Origin of the sequence: Lactobacillus agrestimuris, from assembly GCF_943193025.1 — a bacterium.
Classification (GTDB): domain Bacteria; phylum Bacillota; class Bacilli; order Lactobacillales; family Lactobacillaceae; genus Lactobacillus; species Lactobacillus agrestimuris.
In genome coordinates, this window is sequence record NZ_CALPCQ010000010.1 from 17,806 (window position 1) to 30,791 (window position 12,986).

The following is a 12,986-nucleotide window of genomic DNA, read 5'->3' on the forward strand; positions in this document are numbered from 1 at the left end:
TAATCCCGAAAAATGTGGGTCACTACAATTCAAATTAATACAAATAAAACCTAACAGCCAAAAAAGCCACTAGGTTTTATCTTTCTTCTAATATTCGATTATAAACTAAACATCTTAAGCCTTCTTCAACAGGCTATGTTTAATTGATTCACCAGCCAAATGTGCACCCTTAATAGTCTTTGTGAGAATTGAGCTGCGCTTACTCTTCTTATCATAAGTCCAGTCACCTTGCGCGGTTGCGATATTTTCAACCTTAGTTGTGTCACCATCAATCTTAATTAAGAATGCAGGTGCCATAGTCGAACGTTTTTTAGGTCCTGAAGCAAAACCACGGTTAGTCATGTAGGATGTCACTAATACCTCATTCTTGCTACCCTTTACAGGCACAGCATAGTATGAATAAGTTGAAGTTCTCCATTTAAATGGTACACTAGCTACCAAAACTGCGGCATCATCATTAAGTGGTTTATAACCATAAGTCAAATGATCTGATACCCAACCAAGCATCGCAACATTATCACCGACTTCATTATTGGCTTGTTTCCATAAATCATCACCAGTACCACGGTTTAAGCGAGTGGTAGCAAATAAATAATACTTACCATTCATTGGAATGATATTTGGACGCTCGATTTCATCAGACACCATCAAGCTGTTAACCAATGGTGGTAAAACTTCAGCAACTTTTGGATTATTTTCATCATCAGTAAGACGAATAATTCCTATAGCCGCATTAGCCCAAGTTGCACGACTCTTCATATCACTATTAGCAGTGATTTTTAAGAAGTTCTCCATTGCCTCTTTAGGTGTACCACCATAATTCTTCCAGTTATAAATTTGATCTTCTCCTTGGTAATTATTGTTACCTGTTGAAGCTTCAAAAATTAAGTAGCGTTGACCATCAACAGAAATCACATGGGCATCACGCATGGCAACGTTATCTGCACCTTTATTCGTAGATTTCCATTGCTCATATGTCTGGTAGTAGTCGCCATCACCTTGGAACAATACATGACGATGACTTCTCTTAGCAATAGAAATCTTGTTTTTCTTCTTATTAACTTTCAACTTTAAATTAACTGTTGAAATCTTTTGATTATTAGTATGTTCACGGGTATCTACATCAGCATAGAATAACTGAATACTGCCGTCTTTGTTTACTGTTGCTGAGCCTGACCATTCTTGATCAGTTGGTTTAGCCTTAAAACCAAAAATTGGGCCAGCACATTTCCAATGGTTAAAGTTATTATCATTATACTTGTTGTATAGTAAATAAATGTGAGCATCGCTTTTCTTTGGAATTCCCATCATGGCAATCATCAACTGATATCCCTTATAGTTGACAACTTTACCAGTCTTCGCATCTTGAACTGGCCAAGAATCCCAAATTTCTAATTTTGCAACTTTACCAGTTTGTGCATCACGAGTAACGGTAGCCGGCATATTCTTAATCTTCTTAGCATTGAAGTAAGGTACTCTGTAACGCTTATCTTGCTTAATCATCTTTTTAGCAACACCAGCATATTGAATATAGGACCAGTGGGTACTAGTATCAATTGGAGTTGCATCAAACTTAATTTTATTTATCTCATCAATTTGGTCTTTAGTTAATGTAGCAGGTTGAATATCAGCTTCTTGTAAAACTTGAAGCGCTTGAGAGTTTAATCCGTAATTATCCCGATTAGTATTTGAAGTACTACTTTGGTTAGCATTATAACTATTGTAACTAGAATTGTTGTTATAAGTACTTTCATTTACTGTATTAGAATTGTCTGTCGTATTAGTTTGAGTTGTAGTATTAGCGTTAATTTCATCAGCAGCATTTTGATTTTGTGTATTATTTTGATCTGCAGTTGCTGAGTTATCTCGATTACTATCATTTTGAGTAGTTGTTTGATTAGTGGCAGGTTGTTGTTCTACTGTATCAGCATGTACTTGATTATTACTTATAAATAAGCCGAGTAAAGCAGCAGCTGATGCAAATGTTATTAACGCATTCTTTTTATTCATCTAATCCAATTTCCTCCAGTTATTTCATTGCTAATCATTATACTATATGCATTAAAAGTTAGAAATATTCTTAATCAAAGTGAAATATTGTAAGCGCTGAAAAAACTGCTTAAATACGAAATCGACCTCTACCCCAATTTTAAGTATACGAAAAAGATGGATAAAAACACCGTCATGTTTCTACCCACCTTTATACTTTAGTGTGTTTGACATAGAGTCAATATCACAATAATATGTTGTATTTTAAATCTACATATCTATTTTTTAAATACTACTTAGTCCTAACCTCAAACACATCACTATGTGACTTAACTTCTTCCCCAGAAGGAACAAGCATTTTTACATTAGCGACATAATCATTGGTATTAGTAATCAAAGTTAAAATAATCGGATCTTTACCTGCTTCTTTAACTTGTTCAAGATTAATTTTTGCTATCTGGGTATCAGGAGTAACTTCGTCACCTTCTTTAACAAGAATATTAAATGGTTTTCCTTGTAATTCTACGGTGTCAAGCCCCATATGAATCATCACTTCAAGACCAGAAGATGTCTTAATCCCTAGAGCATGTTTAGTTTTAAAAATCGATACAACAACACCTGAAACAGGACTATAGATAATACCATCTATTGGTTCTATAGCAAAACCTTCTCCCATCATTTTTTGTGAAAAGACTTCATCATTAACTTCACTCAAGGCTATTAACCTACCATTTACAGGAGAAGCTAGTTGAAGTGTCTGCATTATATGTTTTGATTTACTATTAGTTTTAGGAGGTTCTATGACTTTGTTATCCTTAGGCGCAGTATCAGGATTAATCAAAATATCATTAATCTCTTGACTATAAATATCAGCTTTACCACCTAAAATCGCTTGAACTCCACCTGCAACTTTTAAGACACCAGGAGCTCCCAATTTTTTAAAGACGCCTTCATTAACTTTAGAATTATCTTTTAATGATACTCTTAATCTAGTCGCACAGGCAGAAACAGTTTGAATATTGTCACGACCACCTAAAGCAGCAATAATATCCATTGACTCATCATATAGTTTATTACCAGTCTTAGGACCATTACTCATAATTGCGTCAGCACCAGCATCGGTGTCATCCTTCATTCCTGGAATATTGACATGAAACTTTTTAATACAGAAAGTAAAAATAAGGAAGTACAAGAAGAACCAAATAATTCCCATTAGTAACACATTAGGCCAATTAGTTTTATCACGACCTTGTAAAACCCCAAACAGTAAGTAGTCAATTAAACCACCTGAGAATGAGTTACCAATTCTAATATTCATGATATCGGCCACCCAGAAGGAACATCCATCTAGGAATGCATGAATAACATAAAGCCATGGGGCAACAAATAAGAAAGTATATTCAAGTGGTTCAGTAATACCTGTTAGAAATGAAGTTAATCCTCCTGAAAGGTATAACCCACCATCTTTTTTACGATTTCTTTTTGGTAAACATAAGTACATTGCAAGTGCAGCACCTGGCAAACCGAACATCATTGTCGCAAAACGTCCAGCAAAGAATCTTGTTCCGTATGTAAAAAGACCATGATGGTTAGGATCGGCTAATTGTGCAAAGAAAATATTTTGCGCACCAACTACGGTTTTACCAGCAACTTCAGCAGTTCCACCTAATGCTGTATACCAAAACATTGGATAAATAGTATGGTGTAATCCTACTGCACCAGTTAGACGAAGTAAGAATCCATAAAGGAAACTACCAAAGCTTCCCATTTTAGCAATCGCATAACCAGCGCTGGTCAACCAACTCTGAATTGGTGGCCAAATAATGAAGAAAATTGCACCAATCACAATTGCTGTCAAAGAAGAAATAATTGGAATAAATCTTGATCCACCGAAAAATCCCAAAAATTGTGGTAATTGTGTCTTACGATAATGATTATGTAAATAAGCTACAACTGAACCTATAACGATTGCTCCTAAAACACCAGTATCGATATTATTTTTAGGATCAAACAATTGTAATAAGCCAGAAATAGTAGCTGTGTACACTAAGTAAGCAACTCCACCTGCTAATCCCGCAGTTCCTTTATCTCCTTTAGCAAGTCCAACAGCTAACCCAATCGAGAAAATTAATGCTAAATTACTAAAAACAGCATTTCCAGCAAAGTTCATTACTTTTAAGACTGTTTGTAGCCAAACCTGATTTAGCCAAGGATACGCATTAACTGCAGCATCATTAGTTAATGCACCACCCAATCCTAGAAGAAGACCGGCAACCGGTAAAATTGCAATTGGTAGCATAAAGGCCTGTCCTAATTGCGAAAAGGACTGACCTATTTTGGAAAATCGCTTCGACATATCAATCACACTTTCTTAAAAATCATTTTTTCACTTTGTTAAAAACAGAGGTAAATGTTTTAGCAATTTGTAACGGTCGAGTAATTGCTCCACCAACCACAATACCAGTAGGATTAATCTCTATTACTTTGGCCAGTTGTTCGGGAGTATGAATTTTTCCCTCCGCAATTACCGGCATTCCATCATCAACAAGTGCCTTAATTAAGTCATAATCAGGATGATCAGTCTTTGGACTTTCTTCGGTATACCCTGAAAGAGTAGTACCTACAAAGTCAATTCCATTTTGATAAGCATTTTTAGCTTCTTCAAAATTAGAAGTATCGGCCATAAATAATTGATTTGGATATTTGGCCTTAACTTCATGAATAAATTCACCAATAGTCTTACCATCATGTCTTGGACGTAAAGTACAATCTAAAGCAATTACTTCACACCCAGTTTCAACCAATTCATCTACTTCCTTCATGGTAGCAGTGATATATGGTTTTTCTGGCGGATAATCTTTTTTAATAATACCGATAATTGGCAAGTTCGTTACAGCTTGTATTTGTTTAATATCACGTACTGAGTTTGCCCGAATACCAACGGCTCCAGCTTGTTCGGCGGCTTTGGCCATTAATGGCATTACCCCACCTTCGGCAGTATAAAGTGGTTCACCTGGTAAAGCCTGGCAGGAAATAATTAAGCCACCATGCACCTTGTTAATAAATTCCTCTTTATTCATAATAGTTTTGCTCCAAATTGTGCTTTATTTGGAGTTTTCCTCCTAAGCACAATATACTACGCTAGTGATTTTTGTGCAAGCGCTTTCTAAATGATAACGTATGATATTATTTATATAGAGATGATAATTATGAATTTTTTACAACTTTTAAACGATAATAAAAATAAATTAACAAAAACAGAAGAAAAATTGGCGCAATACATCGCTTCTCACAGTGAAGAGGTGATTTACTCCACAATGAAATCTCTTCGTGAAAATGCAGGAACTGGTGATGCAACGATTGTGCGCCTATGTAAGAAGCTTGGATTCTCCGGATTTGCTCAGCTTAAGATTGCTCTTGCACAGGAATCAATAATTCCGCCTCAATCCCAAAAAGCAGATGATACGTTTTACGGAAATAGCGCTAATACTCTAGTTAATTCAATTCGTAAAACTGAACAACTGATTAATCCTTCAAGCCTAAATAAGGCAATCGGTTTGCTACTAGAAGCTAAGCGCGTCTATATCTTTGGTGTAGGACACTCAGGCGAATCGGCAAAAGACTATGAAAAAACATGGTTGCGTATTGGCTTAATTGCGCATGCAGAAACTGATCCACACTTACAAGTGCAGATTGCTCCTTTACTAAGTGAACATGATGTAGTCATAGGTATGAGTTTATCGGGGCATACCCGTGACACGTATGATTCACTTAAATTAGCAAAACAAAATGGTGCTAAAATCATTACAATTTCAAATGACCTTAATTCCCCAATTTCTCAACTGGGAGATGTGAAATTACAAACTGCTGTTGGTGAATTTATGAACATTGGCTCTGTTGCTGGTCCGGTATCACAACTATATTTAGGAGATTGCTTAGCACGTGGCTATGAAGAACAAACACCAATAGATACTAATAAATTGAAAGAAGAAACACTAAAAGCAGTTATTAAAAAATCAATTTAAAAAAGCAATCCTAGTTGCTATTCTAGGATTGCTTTTTCTGTTGATTATTTATATAACAAATAACTACTTCCCCAATTCATCAAAGAAGCCTTGCTTCTTCAAGATTTCTAAGTAGCGCTTTACAGCATCGGGCCATACTGGCAAGGGCTTAAAGCCGTTTTCTTCTAACTTACTCTTATCTAGACGAGAATTAAATGGACGAACTGCCTTTGATAAACCATATTCTTCAGTAGTGACTGGCGTTACCTTAGTCTTATAGCCGGCTTGACGATAGATTTTCTTGGTGAAATCATACCAAGAAATATAGCCAGTCTTTGTGCCGTTTTCATCATGACCACTTTCTGTTGCTGGCATTAACAAATTTTCTAATTATAATAGTGCATTAAAACATATGCATTGTTCACAAATTTTCCATTTATTTAGTATCAAAACATAATGGCCAAAAATACTTATATAACTCATTTTTTAGATGCGTGACTCTCAGCAGTGATAATTTGCGCTTGTCTAAATACTTTTTCATCACCATTTCTATGAATATGATAAATGAAATCTGGAATTAGACTACTGTTTTGTCTATATTCAGTAATCTTTGCCTCTATCAATAAAGCCGTATCTTCAACATATCTTTTATCATTCACTAGACCATGTAATTCACTTAAAATAGCTTTATCTCTTTTATAATTTTTATTAACAGCAATAATCCATGTAATTAGGGGAACAAAATTAATCATACTATTTGTTATTTGTGCTAAATTAGTTCTTAAAAATATCATAATAAAAAAGCATATTATAATACTTACTATTACCAAACCATTTAGCTTCGTATTTGCTCTCCTACGAATAGTAAAATTCCACTGCAAGTTTTGTTTTTGACATAAGCGAATGACTTCCATCTTTTCTTTATCTTTTAACTTGCTTAGATCATACCAGTTATATAAAGAATTTAATTTTTTCTCGGAAAATTTTTCACATTTCTTTGCAACCAATAATTCATAATCATTATCAATACCTAGAAATCGAGTATCCCAATCTAAAACGAATACATCTATATCAAATTTTAATTGTATATGTGCCGCAAATTTCTTTAATTTAGATACAAGGGTTGTCAACCAATATTGTAATCCTATTGCAAGCAAAGTATATGCATGAAAGATAAGCATTATAATCGGGAGACGTAGGAGCGTCCAATTGGGTATTGTGGAAAGTACTGATATAAGAATTGGAATTAAAACTGTAACTACAAAATTACAATAATTTATGATTTTTGCCTCTGAGTATAGCTTTCGTTGAGTAGCTAATCTCTTAATATTTATAGTATCATTTTGTCGTTCCTGTAACTCTTCAGTAAACATTTAATACCCTATCTAGGAAAATCTTCTCCAAAAATCCCACCCCAAATTTCAATTGCTTTTTGTTCATTGCCAATAATCCGCTGCAATACAGCCTCACTTGCTTCGTAGGCCTTCCTATTAAAAAATGTAAAAATCTTATACCTATCTTCCCAATCTAAAGTATTTATATTTCCCTGAATTTCTTTCGGATCATCTATATCATTCAAAACTTTAGTCGCAATCTCTCTAAAAACAGCTTTTAAATTATCGTCTAATTTCCAATTTCCATTAAAATTTTGGTTATCATAATAATTTAAAATTATAACTTCTAACAAATACGAAGAAATCGTAACAGTCGACTTTCTTGAATTAAGATATTTAACTAACCTGATCAGTTCTAACAAATGACCACCGAACTTTTGATTTAACTTTGTCGTGCGATCATTATCAATTCTAGGATCTGTTCTCTCCCATTTTCCATAACCATTAGGGATTAAATAAAATTCATCAATTGTATAGAAACAAGGTACAATATCGAAATTCCATGGATAAGAACATAATTGTAATGTTATGGCCTGCATATTTCTATGCATTTCCGCCTTTTGATAATTACTTATCTGATATAGTCTACTTTTAAGTAATTCTATAACCTTGCGTGAGTTTAGATACCCATCATCTGTACAACCATATTCTTTATCTTCATTATTAACTGAGATTAAATAATGGTCTTCTTCCTTATGATAAACATATCCGTTACCACTAAATCCTACCATTAAATCTATATCATCCAACGGCTTTTTCTTTGTCTTTCTTGCAAAAGAGCCATAATATAAATTAAAATCAGAATACAAATCAAAGAAATCAGCTGCTTTACCAAATTCAGCTATATTGGTAAGCAAATAATTTCTGCTGTCACGTGCTCTTTTACTTTGACCAGGATCTAAATTTACTTCATCATCTAAAAAATCTCTAAACGCAGAATTTACAGTTTTTGGCATTTATATCTCCTTTCAATACAATATCTGTGGATATTAGCAATGCATAGTACATTATATTGTATTATTGTGTTTTGCACAAACATACATTCTAAAAATGAATTATTAATTTTTTGTTTCGTAAATTGCAATAATAAATTGAATACTTAAGCTGCTTAATAGATATAATCCCATTCTCTTTCAAAAATTTCATCTGAAGTATGATATGATAAGATCCTTCTTGATAGTAAGTTACACCACGCTTCAATACTAATGATCTCGTGAGTAGAATAGTTGTTGAATATTCACCCTTAGGTAAAATCTGTAAATAAACGTTATATCTTACAATAGTTTCTTTATTACAAGAAGTAAATGGATGAGCATAGTAAGCTAAGATTTTATAAGCTTATTCAAGATTATACAGATTCGCAAATTCTGAACCATTATTAGTTGAAAGATTTCATTCCAATGCTCGATTAACTGTGTAAAGATTGAAAAGCTAACATCACACAATCTACTGTTTTATCAGGAATACACATGATTATGATCTCTCGAATCATTCGTTCATCGATTTTTTTAGGACATTCTCCAATGTTTCGATCTAATTTCTTCTTGTTTTCGTAAACACTATGAATTTTAGTATTTTGCTTCAACTTTTCAGGTAAGTCAGAGTTCCTGACCCCTGCTAAAATCTCCTATAACCAATAGCAATTAGTACATACATATGACCAATTATCCTCAAAGAAATGTTTAGTAACATATTTAATGAAATCTGTCTTCCTTTAGAAATCTGACCTACACCTGCAGCGTTGATGATTCAAACGATAAACATCGTTTCTATTTTTTGCTTGCTATGATAAAGCAAAACAATTTAACTTTATAGCTAATAGTGGAAGGCGAGCACCCTAGCTCACAAGCAATAGTCCTCATGGAATAACCGTATTTTATACGAGTTTAAATAACAGCTACTCTTCAAATAATATGTGTTTACCTTTAACACACTGATTCATGTTAAAATATAAAAAGTCCATTTGTGACCTCCAGTAGATGTTTTTATAGCTATTAACATCCTACCCAACTGGTCCAAATGGACTTTTTTTATTTTCTAAAGTGTTTAATTTGATTTTACAATCGGTCGACAAATTTTTATTTCCATTATATTTTTCTAAGGCTAACCACAATTCTAAAATATTGAACAAATCATCATAAATTTAATTACTCATAGCTAATTGCATTAATTTTGATTTTTTTATTTTTACATAAATTTCGTATATATTTTTTATCTAAATCTATTTCTTCTTTATTATAATAAAAAAAGTTTATTTGTTTTAAATTCTTTCCGCTAAAAAGTTCTTTAAATAATTCTTCATCATCTATAACTCTTTCTTCAATTATTTTCTTTTTATTAATTTGCTCTTTCAAAAAGTTTCTATTTTCAAATTCATCAAGTGACCTTACTGGATCTTTAATGCTCGAATTATCTTTATATATAACAGTTGGGGTTAAAGAATGACCAATTATTATAATTTCATCTATTTTATCAATATCACAACCAATCTTTATTTTAAAAGGGACGAATCGCGTCTCTTCGAAATAATCTACCATTAAGTTAATGAAGCCTTTCATATTCTTTGGAATTTTATTGCTATCAAAAAACTCATATTTATACAAATATTCTTTATAACTACTTAACAAGTTTTTTCTAGCTATACTAGCTAGCTTATAACTAATTTTTTTAATTTTTTTCTTTTCAATCCATTCTTCATACTCCTTAGTATAAAAGTACTTTTTATTTAATTTCTCTTCTTTTCTAATAAGTTTCTTTAAACTAGCTATTCCTTGTTCTTTAATAAAAAAATCTAGTCTATTTAAATAAATTTCAACTGGAACTTCTTTTTCAACTTTAAACCTAGATTTATTATTTAAATAAATACAACTATGTATACCATTTAAAAATACAAAATATAATCTTTTTTCCGCCTCATTTAATCCTCGTCCATCTTTTCTTCTTCTGTTAACCCAACGAATAAAGTTCAAAAGATTACGATTGACTTCTTTGGAAACTATCTGTGTTCGCCTAATTAAATTATATTTATCTTCATCTTTGGACAAACCTAAAACTAAATTTTCATTTTTATCAAGTCTGCCATAAACTGAGCCATGAATATAACTAATCTTTTCACTATTAATACCATAAAATTTTTCTAAACTATTTGTATAATTAAAATTTATAATCTTATCTGTATTTTTCAAATACCTTAATACATTATTAGATCTTTTAATATTTTTCTCTCCCATTAAATTTTTTAAATATCTGGCCAGAGCCATTTGAAGCTTCTCACTTTTTCCATAAAAGACATTACTAAAATCTCCACTACTACTCATTTCATTGTCATTCAAATATTTATTCTCCATATCACTCCAAGTAATCAACATTGAATGTTTATATATTTCTTGCTTATCCTTCATTCTTTTTTTAAACCTTGAGTACTCGACTTTATTATCAAATAACTCTTCAGCATACTCACTATTATAAAAATCAACATATGATGTCTTTAAATTTAAATAAAGATCAGATCCATTTGCATTTAAAACAATTTTAGTATTCACAATTACATACCCTTTCTTTTCATAATTATAAAATGATTCTATGATAAATTCTGTTGAATAGATTTCTATAATATTCTATCAATAGTATTTTTACATAAACCACAAAATTCTTACGTTAAAATTTTCTGACACTATTCTTTAGAAATTAAGATTATTGATTATGACTTCTCTTGGTAAATGCTGTTACTCATCTTGATTATTGTCTTACCTGCAGCCCTAACACATCTGACATAACGGCCATGCTTATATAGTCTCCCTGTCTTTATTAGGTTACCACAAGGAGGATTATTAGTAGTTCGACCCAAGACTGGTCTATGGCCAATACAGTCTGGAGTTATAATTGGCTACCTAAACATTTTGCCTTCGATGAATTTAGGAGTGTCGGTCTTCGCTACACTTGATTGCCATTGATAGACAAAGACATAAACTGATTAAAGTGCTTCCTAACAAGCCAAAGGCAAGCATTATTAAATATTATAAGCATTTTTCACTGTACGCAGTAAGTTTAAAACGGTTAAGATGATAGATTCAAATTATTATTACGACATTATTGACCAGTAAACTATTGCCAAACGCATGGATTATTCTGAATTGCTTCCACATTGTGCAGATGCTCGGTCGTTCATTTAATTCCTGTCATATAAGCATAATGAAGCAGTATCACAGCGGAACTCTTGAATATAGTTTGCTCAAAAATTGTACTTAAAACCCTTTGGCAATTTTGAAAAGATCAGTCCACAACAAAATTAGGTTGAAAGAAAAAGACATGATTCTAAAAGAAAAAGCATAAAACTACTATCAAGTAGTTTTATGCTTTTTCAAAAATTATATTTGACTTCTATCAACATCTTTTGACAGATAGCCATTAGTATTTATTTTAGAGTAAAAAATATTCAAATAAGAAATAAATACTAGACCAAGTTTCGTGTGTATTTATAATACTACCGAAGTATTATTCAATATCAAGTATTTTCTTAATTTTTTCAATTCTAATCTCGGATTTTTTATTATCATCTTGATGGTTAGCTACTTTTTCTTGAAGATCATTTAATTCGCCATAAAGTTCATTATTAGTAGGTACCTCACTAAATCCTACCTTGGCTTCAATATCTGCCTCATCATTATATTTAATTCCTTCATGAGAAGGAGCCCAGTGAAAAGTAATATCTAGCTTAGTATGATAATCTTTCATGGATTCTACAAATTCCTTAGATACATCTTCCGTAGTTTGATAAAAGCCACTGTCCCACAAAATCAAATTCAAAAAATCACAATAAAGATCTACTTTAGTGAAATGTGATGTACATGCTTTTGACAAGGCTTGTTTAACTGCCTCAATTTCACCACTTACTTGTCTTAATTTAGAATCTAAAAAATAACCATGGTCTGGATATTCTGATAGTTTACCATTTTCTTTATATAAACTGACGTAGCCCCAACCGGCACCATACCTTTTGGGTTCTTGGTCTTTATAACTACCATCAGTGAAGATCATGACTTGACCATCTTGCAAATTAGCTATATTTTCTTCAATTTTCTCTTCTGCTTTTTGAGAATTCGGTTCTAAATCTGCAGCACTTAATTTTTCAAAAACTACTTCAGCCTCTTCTTTATTCTTAAAGCCACGATAATTATGCTTAGGTAAACTCTGTATTTCAGACCAAACCTTTTCTTCTAATAGTTTAGGCTGATACTCATCGTTAATAATTATCCAATTATTCTTTACAGACATTATTTATACCCTTACTTTCTTAATTTTTAACTTGTTAAACCAATTTTACTACAAATCTCTGCAATACTAATGGTAATACTTCACAATTTGATTTATTAAAGCAAGTATAAAGATATTAAACTAGAACAAGCAAATTAATTAATGTTCAGTCTTAATTCCCCTATAAAAGATTAATATACTTAGCTAATCCTGTATTATTATCAGCTACTCCATAAATTCTTAATAAATAATACGTTCTACGTATTTCTTTCACCTTCCTTAGCCAAATCATCTCCTTTATCTTTTTCCTTATCTACTACAAGCAATTCGCATTCAAAAATATATG

General features: G+C 32.1%; 9 protein-coding genes and 2 pseudogenes. 1 reads left to right on the top strand and 10 read right to left on the bottom strand.

Features of this window, described 5'->3' with window-relative positions:
* Nucleotides 1-114: 114 nt before the first annotated feature.
* From NFR82_RS04375 to NFR82_RS04385, 3 genes are all read right to left on the bottom strand, one after another.
* Nucleotides 115-2,010 carry a glycoside hydrolase family 68 protein gene (locus NFR82_RS04375; RefSeq protein WP_251717072.1) on the bottom strand — a complete coding sequence of 632 codons (1,896 nt, stop codon included), beginning with the start codon at nt 2,008-2,010 and terminating at the stop codon, nt 115-117.
* A 271-nt stretch (nt 2,011-2,281) separates the two neighbouring features.
* Entirely contained in the window at nt 2,282-4,345 is a 2,064-nt protein-coding gene (locus tag NFR82_RS04380; RefSeq protein ID WP_338146996.1) for a PTS sugar transporter subunit IIABC, read from the bottom strand.
* Between the two features lie 22 nt (nt 4,346-4,367).
* Entirely contained in the window at nt 4,368-5,069 is a 702-nt protein-coding gene (locus NFR82_RS04385; protein ID WP_251717074.1) for an N-acetylmannosamine-6-phosphate 2-epimerase, read from the bottom strand.
* A 129-nt stretch (nt 5,070-5,198) separates the two neighbouring features.
* Here NFR82_RS04385 and NFR82_RS04390 point away from each other — a divergent pair, with 129 nt between their 5' ends.
* Entirely contained in the window at nt 5,199-6,014 is an 816-nt protein-coding gene (locus tag NFR82_RS04390; RefSeq protein WP_251717075.1) for a MurR/RpiR family transcriptional regulator, read from the top strand.
* A gap of 63 nt (nt 6,015-6,077) precedes the next feature.
* On the opposite strand, the pseudogene NFR82_RS04395 reads toward NFR82_RS04390, so the two are convergent.
* The 7 genes and pseudogenes from NFR82_RS04395 to NFR82_RS04425 all read right to left on the bottom strand — a co-directional run.
* Nucleotides 6,078-6,377: pseudogene (locus NFR82_RS04395) on the bottom strand (sugar nucleotide-binding protein); the annotation flags it as partial.
* 95 nt (nt 6,378-6,472) lie between these two features.
* Nucleotides 6,473-7,366 (bottom strand): S-4TM family putative pore-forming effector, encoded by an 894-nt coding sequence (locus NFR82_RS04400; protein WP_251717076.1) that lies wholly within the window; start codon nt 7,364-7,366, stop codon nt 6,473-6,475.
* A gap of 8 nt (nt 7,367-7,374) precedes the next feature.
* Nucleotides 7,375-8,343: an SMODS domain-containing nucleotidyltransferase gene (locus NFR82_RS04405; RefSeq protein ID WP_251717077.1), complete on the bottom strand. Its 969-nt coding sequence runs from the start codon at nt 8,341-8,343 to the stop codon at nt 7,375-7,377.
* Between the two features lie 152 nt (nt 8,344-8,495).
* Nucleotides 8,496-9,008: pseudogene (locus NFR82_RS08910) on the bottom strand (transposase family protein); the annotation flags it as partial.
* Nucleotides 9,009-9,156: 148 nt separating this feature from the next.
* The gene (locus NFR82_RS08915; RefSeq protein WP_420908739.1) at nt 9,157-9,249 is read right to left on the bottom strand and encodes a helix-turn-helix domain-containing protein; all 93 of its coding nucleotides are present in this window, start codon (nt 9,247-9,249) and stop codon (nt 9,157-9,159) included.
* A gap of 285 nt (nt 9,250-9,534) precedes the next feature.
* Nucleotides 9,535-10,929 carry an AbiH family protein gene (locus NFR82_RS04415; protein ID WP_251717078.1) on the bottom strand — a complete coding sequence of 465 codons (1,395 nt, stop codon included), beginning with the start codon at nt 10,927-10,929 and terminating at the stop codon, nt 9,535-9,537.
* A gap of 952 nt (nt 10,930-11,881) precedes the next feature.
* Nucleotides 11,882-12,661: an RNase H family protein gene (locus NFR82_RS04425; protein WP_251717079.1), complete on the bottom strand. Its 780-nt coding sequence runs from the start codon at nt 12,659-12,661 to the stop codon at nt 11,882-11,884.
* Nucleotides 12,662-12,986 lie beyond the last annotated feature (325 nt).